The organism is Vibrio sp. J2-3(2022), from assembly GCF_021725735.1.
In the GTDB taxonomy this organism is placed as follows: Bacteria; Pseudomonadota; Gammaproteobacteria; order Enterobacterales; family Vibrionaceae; genus Vibrio; species Vibrio diabolicus.
In genome coordinates, this window is sequence record NZ_JAKKCK010000001.1 from 1,242,116 (window position 1) to 1,260,687 (window position 18,572).

Genomic DNA, 18,572 nt, shown 5'->3' on the forward strand with positions numbered 1-18,572 from the left:
AGTTGCATCTGGTTTATGCTAACCAACCGCTCAGAGAACAAGGAAGACAAAATGGAACTGGATATCTACGTCGTTGACGCATTTACAGACACGCAATTTAAAGGCAACTCAGCAGCAGTCGTACCCTTGCAAGAGTGGTTAGAACCAGAGCTAATGCAAAACATTGCAGCGGAAAACAACCTCTCTGAAACCGCGTTTGTTAAAACGATTGGAACGAATCAATATGAAATACGCTGGTTTTCACCACTTACAGAAATCGACTTTTGTGGACACGCAACGCTCGCCGCTTCCATGGTGTTGTTCGATCAACTCGGCGTTACAGGAAGTATTGAGTTTCACACATTAAAAGTGGGCACCTTAACCGTAATTAAGAACGCACTTGGCAAGATTGAAATGACATTTCCGACAAGAGCGCCGCAACCCGTCAACGCCATTCCTACGCAATTAATTGAGGGATTAAACTGCGAAGTAACACACGTACTGCTTAGCCCACAAGCTTACTTCGTCATCGTGGAAGATGAGCAAACCGTTTTTGATGTTCAATATCGATCCGACCAACTGAAACAACTCGCCCCTTACGATGTCGTCGTCACATCAAAAGGCAGTCAATACGACTTTGTATCTCGCTACTTTTGGCCAGCGAACGGCGGAGATGAAGACCCTGTCACAGGATCAATCCACGCAGGCTTAGCACCATATTGGGCGCAAGAGCTCGGCAAAGCATCTTTAGTGGCGTATCAAGCATCAGCGCGTGGTGGCGTTCTGTACTGCGAAGTCAAAGAGGATTGCGTCAAAGTATCTGGTGATGGTGTGTTGTATATGAAAGGCAAAATTTACGTCTAACTGTACGTTGAAAATTGGCGTTAACTGTTTTTATCCTGAAAGCCTAGCCGCCCGCTAGGCTTTTCTATTTCCTGTTGTTTCAGCGTTAATCGTTACAAAGGTTGTTCGACAATACACACTGGAGAGCCTATCTCACAGTCATAACCCGTTGGGGTAATTTCACCTGTTTGAGGATTGCGACGAAAGCTCACCACATTGTTGGAATGTTGATTGGCAACCAGCAACCACTTTTGATCACGAGACAACACAAAATCTCGTGGAAAAACCCCTTCACAGTGAATGGCTGCTCGCCTTTTTGGCGTATCGCCAGACACATCAAACATACTGATTTTGTTCTGAGCTCGGCAAGAGACATACAAAAACGTTTCATCTTGCGAAAGACGAATCGCCGCCGCCGCTTGCTGATTCTCTTCCCCTTCTAATAATTCTGTTTGATTCGAGATAAGCCACTTATCTTGGTGCTTAACCAGAACAATCAAGGTTTCTGACAGTTCGCAAGCCACATACGCTGTCGACTCTTGTTGGTTAAACACCACATGGCGCGGTCCCGAACCTGCGGGTAAATGAATCACTTGCGACAGTGAAAAATCCGACTGTTGAGCCTCGTAATCATAAATAAGGACGCTATCGCTGCCTAAGTCTACGACAACCAATTGATCACTGTGCTTTAAAAACGTGACTTGATGAGCGTGAGGAGAAGTTTGGCGCTCTAAATTCGGCCCGCATCCATCAACGTATAAATCCGTCAACAAACCAAGCGGTTTACCATCGCGATCCAATTGAAATACGCTAACATTTCCAGAGCCATAATTAGCAACCGCCAACAACGGTTCTTTGATATCCAAATGACACGGATAATCGCCATTAATCGGCAAAGAGACGGATTCACTACCGCGAAAAAACGCGAGCTCTGCACCTTCATTTCTATCCATTTCGCTAAACGTATACAGCCCGTGTTCGGTGATCGTGAGATAGGACGGATTACGTTGAACAGCAACATCGTCAAGCCGAGTCAGTTCACCCGTTTCAGTGTTCAGCGATACACGCGCAATGCCCGTGCTCGTACTCGGTGGGTTGGTGTAAGTGCCAATATAAAAATGCACGTGACCAGTTGTTGTCATGGATGGCCTTATATGAGTAATTCGTATTATTCAACACCTTGCCTATTGTCATGGCAGACCGCAATCCATTTTACGAATCAGCAACTTAAAATGTGAAGTGATTTCTAATTCAGAATCAATTGACAACTTGCAGCCTCAACTAGCCTAGTGTTTATCGCTGGGCATTTAATTTTACTTATCAGGAAAAACCTGACCTCGTTCAAGGTTTTTTCATTCCACCTCGCGACAAGCTTGTTCCAACGCTAAGCCTCTCTATTTAAAAAGAATCGCTTGTAGATAAAATGCTAAGCTCTAAAAAGAAATCGTTATGGATGGCGGTTAGCGACGGATTGGCGGGCTCAATCAACACGCTCCCGTTCGCAAGTTATCTATTCATGCATTACTTCTTCAAAGGAAGCACCGCACTATGAAGCGAATCATTTTTGGCACATTGATTATTGCCCTTTTAAGCGCCTGTTCAAAAGATAACACGCACCAAGCGCTTGGCACCCTAGAGCGTGACCGTGTAACGTTTACCGCCACATCTAATGAGATAATTAGAGCCCTTCCCGTCAAAGAAGGCAGCTTGGTCAGTGAAGGGGAAGTGTTGGTTCAGCTCGATACTAAGAATCAACAAGCAGTTCTTGCACACGCCGTTGCCGAGCAAACCAAAGCGGGAGCGTATTTGCTTAAATTGACCAATGGTGAACGCCCAGAAGACATTGCTGCCGCATCGGCTCGCGTAGCCCGAGCGGAAGCGCAGCTCACCGAAGCGCAGAAAAACTATCAACGCAAAGCCGAACTGGTGCGTAAAAAACTCATCAGCCAATCCGAAAAAGATTCAGCTCTTGCGGCAAGGGACTCGGCGAGAGCCGAATTAGACTCAGCAAAAGAAGAGTTCAGTAAGCTCACCGCAGGTTCTCGCCTCGAAGACATCGAACAAGCTAAAGCCGCTTTAATGGCGGCAAAAGCCGAAGTGGCGTTGCAAGAGCAAAAACTGGCAGAACTCACCATCACGGCCACGCGTGACGGTACGCTCGATAATTTGCCTTACAACCTTGGCGAACGCGTACCAGTGAACGGTGTGGTTGCCGTGATTCAAGCCAACCGCGTGCCGTATGCGCGAGTGTATGTTCCTGCCGATTATCGAATCGGGTTTATTCCTGGGAAAACCGTGACGGTAAATGTCGATGGCCTGGAGAGTCCATTACAAGGCACCGTTCGTTGGGTGGCTAGTGAGCCGTCATTCACGCCCTACTTCGCACTAACCGAAGAAGAACGTTCACGATTGATGTATCTAGCAGAAGTTGATTTACCTGAGTCTGCAAAAACGTTGCCGTCCGGTGTGCCTGCCCAAGTAGATTTGGTGGAGTAAGCCAATGACCGAGTATGCAATTCAAGCTCAAAATGTAGTCAAAAAGTTCGGCGACTTTACTGCTATCAATAACATCACACTCAACGTGCCCAAAGGCAGCATTTACGGATTTTTGGGGCCAAATGGTTGCGGTAAGTCGACCACCATTCGTGTGCTCACCGGCCTTCTCAGTCCAAGCGAAGGCAGTGTGGATGTGCTTGGATTAGACATCCCAAAACAATCCGAACAACTGCGGCTAAAAATTGGTTACATGACACAAAAGTTCTCGTTGTACGATGACCTATCCGTTCAAGAGAACCTCGAATTTATTGGGCAAATTTTTGGTTTAAGCAGCAAGTCGCTGAAAGAGCGGATAGAAGAGCAGCTCACCACTTACGGGTTGGATCAATTGCGCAAACAGCGCGTAAGCGGCATGAGTGGCGGACAAAAGCAGCGTCTTTCACTCGCTGCCGCGACCATGCACAAACCCGAACTGCTGTTTTTGGATGAGCCAACATCCGCCGTTGATCCCGAAAATCGACGCGATTTTTGGGAGCAGTTGTTCGACTTGTGCGATCAAGGTACGACGATTTTGGTCACCACGCATTACATGGACGAAGCGGAACGCTGCCATCGTCTGGCGATCATGGAATCGGGCGAAATTCGTGCCGATGGCGAACCCGAACAGTTAATGGAACAGATGGGCGTTAATATCATCGAGGTGAAAGCCGACAAACTTCGTGAACTCAAAGAAAAGCTGATTCAACGTGACGAAGTTCGCTCTGCGGCTCAATTGGGGATTCGTTTACGCATCCTTATCCACCAGCATGTCAAGCAGCCGATTGAGTGGTTAAAGCAGACGTTTCCCGAACTTCAAAACGCTGAAATGAACCACGCTCGCCCTAGCTTAGAAGATGTTTTTGTCAGCGTGACAGGGAAAGGCCGCCAATGATGAAACCTATCGCTCGCATGAAAGCCGTCATGATCAAAGAGATTCGCCAACTTTCCCGTGACCGAATCACGTTTGGCATGGTGGTGATGATCCCGCTTATCCAGCTTTTGCTGTTCGGCTTCGCAATCAATACGGACATTCGCAACATTCCGGTAGGTGTTGTTGACCAAAGTGGCAGTACCGCCGGGCGGATCATTACCCAGTCCGTCAAAGTCACCCAAGTGGTGGATATCAAAGAAACCTATGCCACCGCGCAAGAGGCTGAACAAGCGATTCAAGATGGTATTGTGCGCGCCGTGCTGATTTTGCCAAGCGATCTCACACAACGCATGATGCAAGGTCGAGAGCTTGGGCAATGGATTGTGGATGGGTCAGATACCATGATCAGCTCGGCAATATTGTCGTTGCAAACCATGCCATTGACCGATTTTGATTTCGAGATTCGCCCAGCGCCCAGCAAAACATTCGAAGTCGCACTCTACTACAACCCAAGTCGGCGTTCTGCGGTCAACATCGTACCCGGCTTACTCGGTGTGATTCTCACCATGACGATGATTTTGTTCACAAGTGCCGCGATTGTGCGAGAACGTGAACGGGGAAATTTGGAGCTATTGATAACCACGCCCATCCACTCGATAGAGCTAATGGTGGCGAAAATCGTGCCGTATATCTTTGTCGGCTTAATTCAGGTTTTCATCATTCTAGGGTTGGGACATTGGATTTTCGGCGTACCAATTAACGGTGCCATCAGCCAAATTCTGTTTGGAACCTTGTTGTTTATCGCCGCCAGCTTAACCTTAGGATTGGTCATATCCACCATCGCCACAACACAGCTTCAAGCGATGCAAATGACGGTGTTCATTCTTCTGCCTTCGATTCTGCTATCTGGGTTTATGTTCCCTTACGAGGGCATGCCTGTCGCAGCACAGTGGATTTCAGAAGCCCTGCCCGCCACTCACTTTATGCGCATGATTCGAGGCATAGTGTTGCGAGGCGCAGATCTGATGGACTTATGGCGAGATACCCTTTGGTTGCTTGGGTTTACCATATTTGGATTGGTCGTCGCGTCACTAAGGTTTAAGAAATCGCTCGATTAAACTTGCCAATTTTTTCTCTTCCGCAGAAACAAAAATAGCCTCGACAATGAGGCTATTTTTGTTTGGATATTCAAATTTAGTTTTACCGGGCTTAACTAAGCAACTCACCTTAATAATATTCGCCGTACGAGCAGTCTCGTAAGTCTGAAATACTGTAGTTTTTCAAAGAGTTGATTTTAAAGTTAAACACCACCTGTTTACAGACGACACCTTCACGATCGGTATAGGTAATAAAGCCTTCACTGTAAGCACGCTTGCCATCAGAAGACGTAACATCGGCCACGAGCTCTAAATGCCCTTTGTGCGCCTCTACGCGATTCATCATCTCAAACACATCCATCCACTCTTCGCGATTTGCCATTTGTATCAACATGGATTTGGCCTGTGTTTCCAACTGCTGCGGATACACGTAATAACGGTTGTAACCAAAGTATGCGCACATCAGTAATAAAACGAGTGCAAATGAGGTTGTTCTTGTCATGCAAGCTGCCTCTTGTTGTTATAAAAATCCTGCTTCGTTAGTTCAGTATAGGAAGCGAGCAAAGTTTAGGTCATGGAACTTGCTCAAATAACAGAGAACAGTCAGAGACAGTCAATTCTATGACAAGCTCAGCACAGGTTTAACTTATGCAACACAACAAATTCTAAGGGCTTTAACTATGGAATATGCACACCGATCTGGGTTGTCACCATACGGTGATCTGAGCCTTGTGGTAAAGCAGAGGATTGTCGAGAGCAAATGATTCGCTGTCCTTGATCAGATTTTAGCCACAAATGATCAATACCTATCATCATCGGCTCTGGCACGTTTATGCCTTTGATGTTGGTTGGCCAGCTCGTCACTGGCGCGGTTTGAAAACTCGGGAACAGCGTAGAAAAACGAGGGCTAACCGAGGAAAGATTGAAATCCCCCACAACCAACACCTCTGGCTCAGGATAAAGCGCGGTCAGCGTTTCTATGGTTCGCACCAGCGCATTTCTTTGATGCCAAAGCTCGCTGGTTCTTGGTGACGGAGGATGAGCTGCAAACAAAGTGATCGGTGCTTGACCTTTAGGCAACCAAGCCGCTCTGATGACTTCTTGTCCATTTGGCGCACGATAAACCGAAACTTCCGTGATGGGGTGTCGACTAAGAATCATCAAATTTGATGGATACCCCACGTCACGTTGGCCACCATAATAATGCGGATAGACATCATCCAACATGTGCAAAAGGCTGCCAACACGCGGCGTCAGCTCTTGCATCACCACCAAATCAGCAGGATGCCTCAACAGATAGTTGATGAACTGATTGATGTCCGAGTTTTCGTAAAAAAGATTGAATTGAATGACGCTCAACGACTGTGAGCAAGATGCCACATGGCTGCGCTGCGACGGAACAAGTAACGAGACAAACAAAATAGCGACAAAGGCAGAAAATGCACTTTGCAACCATCGACGAGTGATGAAAAACGCCGAGGCTAAAGCAACGTAAGTGAACACAATGAGGGCGGGAATCGAGGTAAGATTCTCCGCCCACCAAATATGTTCAATTTGCCTGACCGCCAGCCAAATAAGAGCGGGTAGAAGCAATATGATCCACTTAAAAACGCTCGGCACACGCACAGCTCGTTTCGCTATTACATATCATAAGCTTAAATGCAATTTCTCAACTCGCCAGTGCGTGAAGCGTTGATGTTAGACGTGGTGCACCGCTTCCTCGACAGGCTCTGGTTGACCGGCCGTTTCACTGATTTCAATCTTCACCGCTGCGACTTTGAATTCAGGAATTTTCGCATGCGGGTCCGTTGCCGTAGTCGTCAAGCGGTTGACCGGCGATTCAACGAAATGAAACGGGATAAACACGACGCCTTTTTGCATTCGCTTGGTCACAAACGCATCAATTTCGATGCTGCCACGACGAGTCGACACTTTTAGGCGCTGACCATTATGGATACCAATTGCTTCGGCATCTTCAACACTGATCATCGCTCTTGGCCCAGCAAGGTTATCCAACCCTTTCGTTTTGCGCGTCATCGTACCGGTGTGGAACTGTTCTAGCACACGCCCTGTTGTAAGCACCAAAGGATACTCTTCATCAGGCAACTCGGCTGCATAACGGAACGGCACGCCCACCATTTGCCCTTTCCCTCGGGTAAATTGGGTTTGGTGCATAATACGAGTACCGTTTGGATTGTTCTTGTTACTTGGCCATTGAACACCGTTCGGCGTGATCGCGTCCCAACGCAACCCTGCATATTGCGGCGTTACACGCGCGATCTCGCTAGTGATTTCAGAAACGCACTGGTAATGCCAATCGCTGCCCATCGCGTTTGCGATCGCTTGAATGATCCACCAATCTTCTTTCGCCTCACCCGGCGCTTTCACTGCCGCATTGACGCGCTGCACGCGTCGCTCAGTATTGGTGAAGTGACCGGATTTTTCCGCAAATGAACAAGAAGGCAATACCACATCTGCGTACTGCGCCGTCTCGGTGAGGAAGATGTCTTGCACGACCAAGAAGTCGAGTGTTTCCAACCCTTCAATCACGTGTGCTTGGTTTGGATCGCTCAGTACTGGGTTTTCGCCCATGATATACATCCCGCGAACTTCTCGTTTGCACGCCGCATCGATGATTTCCGTTAGGGTAAGCCCTTGCTCAGAAGGTAAGTTCGGCGCATCCCACTCAATCGCGAATTTCTGACGAACAATCGGGTTATACACTTTTTGATATCCCGGATAACAGTTCGGCAAAGCGCCCATATCACACGCACCTTGTACGTTTGATTGACCGCGCAGTGGGTTAATACCACCACCCTCAATACCTATGTTGCCACACAACAATTGCAGGTTTGCAATCGAACGAACGTTGTCGTGCCCTGTCGTATGCTGGGTAATACCCATTGAGTAATACACCGCCGTGCGTTTTGCCGTACCGATCATTCGCGCCATCGCGAAAATATCGTCCGCTTTTACGCCCGTAACTAACTCAACTTTGTCGAGGTTGTACGCTGGCGACATCACCTCTTGAAGCAAGGTATCAAAGCCCTCGACGCGCTCTTCGATGTATTCTTGATCGTACCAACCATTTTTGATGATTTGCTGCATCACGCCGTTGAGCAACATAACATCCGTACCTGGTCGATGCGCTAAGTACAACTCTGCATGTTCGGCCATGTCCACTCGTTTCGGGTCTGCCACAATCAAGCGCGCCCCGTGATGACGAATCGCCTGTTTGATGTGCGAAGCGATGATCGGGTGCGCAGATGTGGTGTCAGAACCGATAATAAAGATCACATCGGAATGCTTAATGCTTGGAATGTCGTTGGTCATCGCACCACTCCCCAACGATGCTTCAAGCCCTGTCACACTTGATGCGTGACACAAACGTGCGCAGTGATCAACGTTGTTCGTACCAAGTTCACGACGGATGAATTTTTGAAACGCGTAGTTATCTTCGTTAGTGGTTTTCGCTGAAGAGAATCCGGCCAGTGCGTTGCTACCAAAATCTTGCTTGATGGTCGAAAGCTTCGAAGCCACTAGCTGAATCGCTTCGTCCCAACTTGCTGGCTGCAACCAACCATCTTTACGAATCAGTGGTGTCGTTAAACGCTCTTCGCTGCTAATGAAATCAAAACCAAAACGGCCTTTCACGCACAGCATACCTTGGTTAACCGGCGAATCCGCCCCTTTTACATAGCGGATTTTGTTTTGTTGCTCATCGACAAACATGGTCAACTTACAACCCACACCACAATAGGTACAAATGGTATCGACGGCTTTTAGCTGTTCGGTTCTGCCTTGAGAGCGGTCACGGCTGTCCACCATCGCGCCCGTTGGACATGCCTGAACACACGCCCCACATTGCACGCATTTTGAATCGCCCATGAGCGTCAAACCGCTGCAACTTGCGCCTTTTTCATCGGAGCGGAATCGTGGACGATCATCTGGTCGTAAAGCTGGTCGGCCATTTTTATCCGACACAAAACTCAACACACCATGTACCGCTTGCTCACGGCATGCTTGAATACACTGACCACAACTGATGCAGCGGTTAGCATCAAATTCAATGAACTCAGAACTGCGGTCTACTTCGTATTTGTGACGAAGATCTTTCGCACGTAAATCGAGCCAATCTTGATGACCAATCACGTTAGCAGAGGAAACGTCCACGGAAACATCGAAATGTTGCTCGGCATGATATTCCGTTGAGTAATCTCGCAAGGCACAGTCGGTATTCGCTTGGCAACCACACTCTAAGCAGCGCGCCGCTTCTTTCATGGCCTCTTCGTTATCAAAGCCCAGTTCCACTTCAGCAAAACTCTGCTCACGCTGTGCTGGCGTCAATTCCGGCATGATTGAACGAGCAACTTTTTGGATATTTTCGAAATGAAGTGGGTCAACCTGCGCCAGTTTTTTCTCTTTACGAGAGTTGAACGCTGGTTTCGGCATGTCCGCCATATCGCCATCGAGGAACAGATCAATCGCTTTTGCCGCAACTCGCCCATCGCCCACCGCTTCAACCGCTGTTGCAGGACCACGACGAAAATCACCGATACTGAAGATATTGCCCGTACCCGTGTGCATGGTTTGAGCATCGGATTCAGATGTGTTCCAACGCGTTAGAGGAATGGAGAGCTCATCGTTTTCTAAGAAGCTGAGATCCGGCTTTTGCGATACCGCTGCAATCACGGTATCAAATGCTTCAGTAAAGAACTCACCCGTTGGTTTCGGACTACGACGACCAGACGCATCTGGCTCACCTAACGCCATTCGTTCTAATCGAATTGCCTTCACGCGGCCGTTTTCATCCGCGATGTTTTCCGCCGGATTCGTTAAGAAATGGAACTTTACGCCCTCATGTTCAGCTTCGACGATTTCGTAGTCTTCGGCTGGCATTTCGTCACGAGTTCGACGATAGATCAAAGTGGTATCGGCACCCGCACGACGCGCCGTACGCGCGCAGTCGATCGCAGTGTTACCACCACCAATCACGGCAACTTTTCTGCCCGTCGCGTAGTTTTGTTCTGTAACGTAATCTTTCAGGTAATCAACACCGAGATAACAGCCGTCCAAGTCGCTACCAGGATAATTCATTTCTACCGCTTGAGACGCCCCCACAGCCAAACAGACGGCATCGTAGTCTTCACTCAATTGAGACAGCGTGAAATCAACACCAAGCTTTTTGTTGGTTTCAACTTGCATGCCGTTGCGGCACATCAGTTCGATTTCTTTGTCTAGAATGTCTTTAGGTAGGCGATATTCAGGAATGCCATAGCGTAGCCAACCGCCTGCTTTTGGCATGGACTCAAATACGGTGACGTCATAACCTTCATTCGACAAGTAATAACCTGCCGTTAAGCCACCGGGGCCACTACCAACAACGGCGATCTTGCGATGCTTCGCTGGTTTTTTCTCTGGGACATACGCTTCATGCGCCGCTAAATCTGCGTCTGCGGCATGGCGTTTGAGTTGGCGAATGGCAATCGGCTCATCCACCAAAGAACGGCGACACTCACTTTCGCAGAATGCCGGACACACACGCCCAATCGATAACGGCATTGGTAGTGTGCGTTTAATAACTTCAATCGCTTTTTGATGATCGTTTTGCGAGATATGGTAGAGATAAGATTGGATGTCTACCCCAGCAGGACACGCCGTTTTGCATGGAGCTTCACAGTCTGCGTAGTGGTCCGTCATGATTCGGTTGAGCGCTTTTCTGCGGTGCTCACTAAGTTGTTCTGATTGTGTGACGACATTGAGACCGCGGTACACTTTGAGATCACAGGCGCGCTTAGTTCCGCCACTTTCCACTTCGACCACACACAAATCACACGGAATTTTCTCGTTACTTTTGTTCATTCCGCACAGTGAAGGGATTTCGACCCCGCACACTTTGGCTGCTTCCAGAAGGGTTAGCCCCTCTTCTACAATTCTATATTTTCCATCGATGACAATTTCTATCATACAACCCCCGAAGCAGGCACACTAAACCTTACATTCTATAAGGATAAACCCTACCATGGAAAGTTCGTGTGACAAAAAACTCACTAGCGAGATATTTCTTAGCGATTAATATGTCCAATTGACTTTAAGATGTAGAACTCATTATCTCGAAGTGGGGTCGGTATAATCCTTGACTTTACCCCTAGGGTAACCTTTATTATTTAGGGGTTACTCGATATATAAGCTCATTTTGACTGGAAACCGTATGCGTCTGAAATCATTGCATACAATTTGGCTAACGTTATGTACAACGCTGATACTGCTGGTATCTAGCGTGGTAAATAGTGCGCCTTTAATGAGCCTAAAAATGATGTCGAGTGATGCCATGATGTCTGCTCACATGACGGAAATGGCAAGCGAGAACGATCACTGCGGCTCCCCGAGTATGAGCATGGAGATGGCCTCATCGTTGAGCTCCAACTCTGCAGAGATGACCATGAGCTGTGTTGATGGCTCCGGTATGATCCACAATTGCTGTACAGCATCTTGCTCATTCGTTTTTGTCCCATTACCAGTCACTGACAGCCAGCTCTCCCCATTGGCTTGTCGCACATCCATTGCCTCAGAAATTACCGCACCAGTGGTACAAGTCACCCATGATTTGTATCGGCCTCCGATAGTTTAATCCATACAAAGCATTCGACCCTGCATCGCTTTGCAGGCAGTTTCTTTGCGCCCAACTGATAGCGTGCTCACCTCAGCTATTCGCTCGTAGCTCCATTTGTTACCTGCTATTTAGCGATAAAAAAGTGCGTCATCCGTTTGGCAAATACCAACGCTCTCCCGCTCGGTTCAATCGATCCCGAAACGCAAAAGAGCTTGGTATCAATTTGGATGTAAATTATGGAATTCAACCCAAATCGCTTAGTGGCACCAGTATGCTCACTGGCTCTGGTTGCCCTACCTGCTTTCAATGTGGTGGCACAATCGCCAGCCAATACGAAAGCACAACAAGAAGCGCAAGCTCAATCAATCCAAGCTCAGTCAACCAATGAGCTAGCAAACCTCATTAGCGTTGCGTTGAGTAACGATGGAAACCGTAAGCAGTTCTATGCTCAATCGGAAGCAATGCGTGAAACAGGCGTAGCCAGCGCAACCTTGATGGACCCGAAATTGAAAGTCGGTTTTGGTGGTTTGCCTGTCGATAGCTTCAAATTTGACGAGGATCCGATGACCAATATCTCCGTCGGTTTGATGCAACAGTTCGAACGTGGCTCGACGCTCAATCTTCAACAAAAGAAAGCCAATCAACAAGCCGATGGTTTGTCGTTGCAAGTTCACGCACGGGAGCTTGAAGTGGCAAACAGCATGACTCAGCTTTGGTTGGAGCTGGGCTATCAGCAGAAAGCAGAGCAAATTTTGCTAGAAAACCGTCGGCTCATGACGGAAATGGAAAACTTCATTCAAACCAATTACTCAATCGGCAAAAGCGAAGCGCAAGATTTACTGAATGCACAGCTTCAAGTGAGTAAGTTGGATGAAAAGCTGCAAGCCAACGCACAAATGCAGCGCCGTTTGGTCTCGCAACTCTCAGAATGGTTGGGCTCGGACTGGCTCAATACCTATACCCAAAACGGACGCTCAACACTTCAAGCCAGCAACACACTGACTTGGGCGTCATTAAACCAAAAGTTGTCTGCAAATAACGAAACGACCAAGCACTACCAACAGTTGAGTGAGCACCCGATGGTGAAAATGGCAGACGTAAGTATTTCTGCCAATGAAACTCAAGTGGACATTGCAGAGCAAGCTTACACGCCTCAATTCGGTGTGGAAGTGATGTACGCCTATCGTCAAGCCAACAATATGAAAGGCGAACCTGCATCGGATTTGGTGAGCGCGTATCTAACAATGGACATTCCCCTGTTCACTGGCAATCGCCAAGACCGCAACTTAGCCGCCGCTCAGTATCAAGTGGGTGCTGCTCGCTCACAAAAAGATACGTTACTGACTCAGATGAACGCGAAGGTCAACACATTGCTGGTTGATCGCGCCAACTTGAGTCAGCGTTTAGAGCGTTATCAATCCACCTTACTTCCCCAAGTTCAAGCTCGTATTCACGCGGTAGAAAGGGGTTATCAAAACAACACCGCACAGTTTAACGACGTGATCATGGCAAGCACAGACGAGCTGGCGCTAAAGCTCGAACAGCAACGTCTTATTACCGATTTAAACATCGTAAACAGCAACTTAGCGGCTTTATTGGGTGGTTTCGAATATCAAGTATCCGCACCCAACATCACGACTGAAGCAAGCGCGAACTAAAACAAAAAAATGAGAGAACCCAAGTTTGGGGACGATGGCGAATGCACACCAATAACCAATCAACATCACTGTCATGCCTCATGGGGAAAATAAGGAATTAGGAATGAGTTCAAATTCAATAAAGATAGCAACCATCGCTCTGCTTGTTGGCGGGGCACTAGGGTTTGGCGTTAATCAGTACCTATCTGGTGCAAACCACGACATGAGCGGCACAGGCGGTAGCGCTGCGAGCAGCCCAAACGAGCCACTCTATTGGGTTGCGCCGATGGATCCAAATTATAAGCGCGACAAACCGGGTAAGTCGCCAATGGGCATGGACTTGATCCCAGTGTACGCTGAAGATCTCGCGGGTGAACAAGACAAACCCGGCACGGTAAAAATTGACCCATCAGTTGAAAACAACTTAGGTGTAAAAACTGCTCAAGTCTCTTTAGAGCAACTTTCACCTCGGATTGAAACTGTCGGCTATATCGCGTTTGACGAAAGTCATTTGTGGCAAACCAACGTTCGCGTGGCTGGCTGGGTTGAAAAGCTTTACATCAATGCCGTGGGTGAAAAGGTCAACAAAGGCGATGTGCTGTTCACGCTGTATTCGCCTGAGCTAGTCAAAGCACAAGAAGAGCTACTGAACGCCTACCGAACTGAGCGTAATGGCCTGGTGAAAGGCGCGACAGAACGTTTAGTGACACTGGGTGTTGATCGTTCTCAAATCAGAGCCATCACTCAACGCGGGAAAGCATCGCAAACTATTGAAATTAAAGCTCCGGAAGATGGCGTCATCGCGAGTTTGAACGTTCGTGAAGGTGGTTACCTATCCCCTGCTCAAGCGGTGATCAGCGCGGGCCCACTTGAAAATGTATGGGTGGATGCCGAAGTATTTGAGCGCCAAGCTCACTGGATGAAAGCAGGAAGTAGCGCCACTATGACGCTTGATGCTATTCCAGGCAATGAATGGAAAGGGGTTGTCGACTACGTATACCCTATTCTGGATCCTAAAACTCGTACCTTGCGTGTACGCCTCAAGTTCCCTAACCCGAATGGCGATCTTAAACCTAATATGTTTGCCAACATTGCCCTTCAACCAGTCACTGATAACGCGGTTATGACGATTCCTAAGTCTTCCGTTATTCGATCCGGCGGTATGACCCGAGTCGTGTTGTCTGAAGGCGATGGTAAATACCGCTCAACGCGCATCAAAGTTGGGCGTGAAGCCGACGATAAAATCGAGGTGCTGCAAGGTCTGTCTCAAGATGATCGCATCGTAACCTCTGCGCACTTTATGTTGGATTCGGAATCGAGCCAAACGGCTGATCTATCCCGTATTTCATCACCTACTGAAGCCAAAGTAGAAACAGTTTGGGCTAAGGGTGAAATTACCGATGTGATGAAAGATCACCGTATGTTGACCATTAATCATCAGCCCGTAGCAGAGTGGAATTGGCCGGGTATGGTCATGAACTTTACCCTCGCAGATGACGTTGATGTGGGCACTCTGCAAAAAGGCCAAGCTATCGAGTTTGAAATTCAGAAAACAGAGTCCGGTCAATATGAAGTCGTTGACTACAAAGCCGATGACAGCGTTGTCGTGACTGACGTATGGATTACCGGAGATATCAGCATGTTGATGGCGGATTTTGGGATGATAACTCTCAACCACCTCCCAGTTGCAGAATGGAACTGGGAGGCAGGAGAGATGAACTTCTCTGTGGGTGATGAAGTGGATCTATCCGGATTCAAAGAAGGTCAGAAAGTACGGTTTTTAGTTGAAAAACAAGGAGCTGACTACGTCTTGAAGCAACTTGAAGCGGTTGAGGGCTAACTATGATTGGAGCAATAATCCGTTGGTCGATCAAAAACCGTTTCATGGTTTTGATCGCAACCTTAGCGCTTGTTTTAACCGGACTTTACAGTGTAAAGAATACACCTGTAGACGCCATTCCGGATCTTTCTGATGTTCAGGTGATCATCAAAACAAGCTACCCAGGCCAAGCACCTCAAGTAGTTGAAGATCAAGTTACTTACCCGCTAACCACCGCCATGCTCGCCGTACCAGGAGCGGAAACCGTTCGTGGTTATTCATTCTTTGGTGACTCATATGTTTATATCATTTTTAACGATGATACCGACATGTACTGGGCACGCTCGCGCGTTTTAGAGTACCTAAGCCAAGTAGCACCTAAATTACCACCAAGTGCAAAACCGACATTAGGACCAGATGCAACGGGTGTGGGCTGGGTCTACAGCTATGTACTGCAAGATAAAACTGGCAACCATGATCTTGCTGATCTACGCAGTATGCAAGACTGGTTCTTGAAATATGAGCTGCAAACCGTCGATGGCGTCTCTGAAGTCGCAACCGTTGGCGGTATGGTGAAGCAATATCAAGTTCAGATTGACCCAGCTAAGCTACGTGCTTACAACCTGACACTGCAACAAGTGAACATGGCGATCCAAAACGGCAATCAGGAAACGGGCGCCTCTGTTGTTGAAGTAGCAGAAGCGGAACACATGGTTCGCACTACAGGTTACCTAACGAGTATTGAGGATATTGAATCACTCCCGCTCAAAGTGACAGAGAAAGGTACACCGCTCTTATTGGGCGACATTGCTGACATCAACTTAGGTCCGCAAATGCGTCGCGGCATCTCTGAGCTTAACGGCGAAGGTGAAGCGGTTGGTGGCGTTATTGTCATGCGATTCGGCGAAAACGCGAGTGAAGTCATCAGCAAAGTTAAAGACAAACTGGAAGATTTACAGCGCAGCTTACCGGATGGTGTAGAAATCGTGCCTACTTACGATCGCTCCACGCTGATTAACGCTGCCGTAGAAAACTTGTGGAAGAAATTGGCGGAAGAATTCATCGTCGTGGCGATTGTTTGTGCCCTCTTCCTATTTCACATCCGTTCGTCTTTGGTTATCGCGCTGAGCTTGCCCGTCGGTATTTTATCCGCGTTTATCGTCATGCATTCTCAAGGCATTAACGCCAACATCATGTCGCTCGGGGGGATTGCCATCGCCATCGGTGCAATGGTGGATGGTGCCATCGTAATGATAGAAAACGTCCACAAGCATATTGAACGAACGCCTCTCACGGATAAGAACCGCTGGCAAGTGATTGGCAAAGCCGCTGAAGAAGTGGGCGCGCCCCTGTTCTTCTCACTGCTTATCATCACGTTAAGCTTTGTGCCAGTATTTGCACTGGAAGGTCAAGAGGGCAAGATGTTCTCCCCTCTCGCCTTTACTAAAACTTATGCAATGGCCGCAGCGGCAGGTTTGGCAATTACCCTCGTACCTGTGCTCATGGGTTATTTCATCCGTGGCAACGTATTACCAGAGCATAAGAATCCAGTAAATAGAGGCTTAATTGCGCTGTATCGCCCGTTGCTGAATACCAGCCTCAAGTATCCTAAGAGTATGATCGTTATCGCTTTAGGTCTAATGGCGTCAGCTTACTATCCAACCAGTCAACTGGGTAGCGAGTTCATCCCACCATTGGATGAAGGCGACTTGATGTACATGCCGACTACGTATCCGGGAATCTCGATTGGTAAAGCACGTGAACTAGTTCAGCAAACCAACAAGCTGATCAAAACCGTACCGGAAGTCAAAACGGTTTGGGGCAAGATTGGCCGTGCGGAAACGGCCACCGATCCTGCACCACTTACCATGATTGAAACAGTTATTCAGCTAAAACCTCACGATCAATGGCGTGAAGGCGTGACGACAGAGTCGTTACGCAAAGAGTTCGATGAACTGATTCAGTTTCCGGGACTCACCAACGCTTGGGTAATGCCAATCAAAACGCGTATCGACATGCTAGCGACCGGTATTAAAACGCCAATTGGGATCAAGATTGCAGGCCCAGACCTGAAAGAGATCGAAAAAATTGGTGCTCAGCTGGAACCTATTCTTAATAGCGTTCACGGCACCTCATCTGTATATGCCGAGCGTGTAGCCGGTGGCCGTTACGTAACAATCGACATTAAACGCCGCGCTGCTGCGAGATATGGCTTAAGCATCAAAGACGTTCAGCAAGTCATCTCAACCGCTGTTGGGGGTATGAATGTTGGAGAAACCATTGAAGGCTTGGAACGCTACCCGATTAACGTTCGCTACCCGCAAGACTACCGTGACTCGGTTGTTAAACTGCAAAACCTACCACTGGTAACCCCCAACGGCGCACGCATCGCACTCGCAGACGTGGCAGATATTCGTTATGAAGATGGTCCACCGATGATCAAAACCGAAAACGCGCGTCCAAACGGTTGGGTTTTCGTGGATATCGAAGGTCGTGACCTAGGCTCATACGTCGTGGAAGCACAACAAGTAGTAGCAGATCAACTTCAATTACCTGCGGGTTATTCGCTGGCTTGGTCAGGTCAGTACGAATACATGGAACGCGCCAAAGACCGCTTAAGTGTCGTAGTACCAATCACTATTGCGATCATCATGATGCTACTTTACTTCAGCTTTCGCCGTGTAGGTGAGGTGCTGATCATCATGCTGACGCTGCCTTTAGCAATGGTTGGTGGCTTATGGCTGATGCATTATCTGAACTACAACTTCTCTATTGCCGTGGGGGTTGGGTTTATCGCCCTCGCCGGCGTTGCGGTGGAGATAGGCGTCATCATGCTGGTGTATCTCAACCAAGCGTGGCACCACCGAAAACTGGATGCAGAAGAGAAACAACGACCGCTTCAAGCACGGGATCTTACAGACGCAATTCGCGAAGGCGCTGGCTTGCGTGTGCGGCCTGTCATGATGACCGTATTAACGGTAATCATTGGTCTTATTCCAATCATGTACGGCGAGGGGACAGGCTCTGAAGTGATGCAACGCATCGCTGCACCGATGATTGGTGGCATGGCCTCTGCCCTGCTGTTAACGCTGCTTGTGTTACCTGCCATCTTCAAGCTGTGGAAACAGCGTGAAGTGAAATCAACTCAACACCAAGATAAATAACAACGAGCGCCATT

The 18,572-nt window shown here is 48.1% G+C and carries 12 protein-coding genes; 8 read left to right on the plus strand and 4 right to left on the minus strand.

The window, feature by feature from the left end:
- Positions 1-51 precede the first annotated feature (51 nt).
- Positions 52-843 (plus strand): PhzF family phenazine biosynthesis protein, encoded by a 792-nt coding sequence (locus tag L3V27_RS05390; RefSeq protein ID WP_020842334.1) that lies wholly within the window; start codon positions 52-54, stop codon positions 841-843.
- 92 nt (positions 844-935) lie between these two features.
- Here L3V27_RS05390 and L3V27_RS05395 read toward each other — a convergent pair whose 3' ends face one another.
- Positions 936-1,964: a lactonase family protein gene (locus L3V27_RS05395; RefSeq protein WP_237311221.1), complete on the minus strand. Its 1,029-nt coding sequence runs from the start codon at positions 1,962-1,964 to the stop codon at positions 936-938.
- A 406-nt stretch (positions 1,965-2,370) separates the two neighbouring features.
- Between L3V27_RS05395 and L3V27_RS05400 the strand changes: the two genes are divergently transcribed.
- The 3 genes from L3V27_RS05400 to L3V27_RS05410 are packed head-to-tail and all read left to right on the plus strand — an operon-like array spanning position 2,371 to position 5,346.
- Complete coding sequence (locus L3V27_RS05400; RefSeq protein ID WP_046268522.1) at positions 2,371-3,318, plus strand: HlyD family efflux transporter periplasmic adaptor subunit; 948 nt, start codon at positions 2,371-2,373, stop codon at positions 3,316-3,318.
- A 4-nt stretch (positions 3,319-3,322) separates the two neighbouring features.
- Positions 3,323-4,249 (plus strand): ABC transporter ATP-binding protein, encoded by a 927-nt coding sequence (locus tag L3V27_RS05405; protein WP_237311222.1) that lies wholly within the window; start codon positions 3,323-3,325, stop codon positions 4,247-4,249.
- Positions 4,249-5,346: an ABC transporter permease gene (locus L3V27_RS05410; protein ID WP_237311560.1), complete on the plus strand. Its 1,098-nt coding sequence runs from the start codon at positions 4,249-4,251 to the stop codon at positions 5,344-5,346. Before L3V27_RS05405 ends, L3V27_RS05410 begins: the two co-directional genes overlap by 1 nt.
- A 109-nt stretch (positions 5,347-5,455) precedes the next feature.
- On the opposite strand, the gene L3V27_RS05415 is transcribed toward L3V27_RS05410, so the two are convergent.
- The 3 genes from L3V27_RS05415 to fdhF form a co-directional block, all read right to left on the minus strand.
- Complete coding sequence (locus L3V27_RS05415; protein ID WP_005391248.1) at positions 5,456-5,827, minus strand: hypothetical protein; 372 nt, start codon at positions 5,825-5,827, stop codon at positions 5,456-5,458.
- A 176-nt stretch (positions 5,828-6,003) separates the two neighbouring features.
- Positions 6,004-6,945 (minus strand): endonuclease/exonuclease/phosphatase family protein, encoded by a 942-nt coding sequence (locus tag L3V27_RS05420; RefSeq protein ID WP_237311223.1) that lies wholly within the window; start codon positions 6,943-6,945, stop codon positions 6,004-6,006.
- A 78-nt stretch (positions 6,946-7,023) separates the two neighbouring features.
- Complete coding sequence (gene fdhF, locus L3V27_RS05425) at positions 7,024-11,292, minus strand: formate dehydrogenase subunit alpha (RefSeq protein ID WP_237311224.1); 4,269 nt, start codon at positions 11,290-11,292, stop codon at positions 7,024-7,026.
- Positions 11,293-11,536: 244 nt separating this feature from the next.
- On the opposite strand from fdhF, the gene L3V27_RS05430 reads away from it, so the two are divergent.
- From L3V27_RS05430 to L3V27_RS05445, 4 genes are all read left to right on the plus strand, one after another.
- Positions 11,537-11,956, plus strand: coding sequence for a hypothetical protein (locus L3V27_RS05430; RefSeq protein ID WP_237311225.1), 420 nt, complete (start codon positions 11,537-11,539; stop codon positions 11,954-11,956).
- Positions 11,957-12,174: 218 nt separating this feature from the next.
- Complete coding sequence (locus L3V27_RS05435) at positions 12,175-13,596, plus strand: TolC family protein (protein ID WP_006742106.1); 1,422 nt, start codon at positions 12,175-12,177, stop codon at positions 13,594-13,596.
- Between the two features lie 103 nt (positions 13,597-13,699).
- Entirely contained in the window at positions 13,700-15,415 is a 1,716-nt protein-coding gene (locus L3V27_RS05440; RefSeq protein WP_237311227.1) for an efflux RND transporter periplasmic adaptor subunit, read from the plus strand.
- A 2-nt stretch (positions 15,416-15,417) separates the two neighbouring features.
- Positions 15,418-18,558, plus strand: a complete 3,141-nt coding sequence (locus tag L3V27_RS05445) for an efflux RND transporter permease subunit (RefSeq protein ID WP_237311228.1) — start codon at positions 15,418-15,420, stop codon at positions 18,556-18,558.
- Positions 18,559-18,572 lie beyond the last annotated feature (14 nt).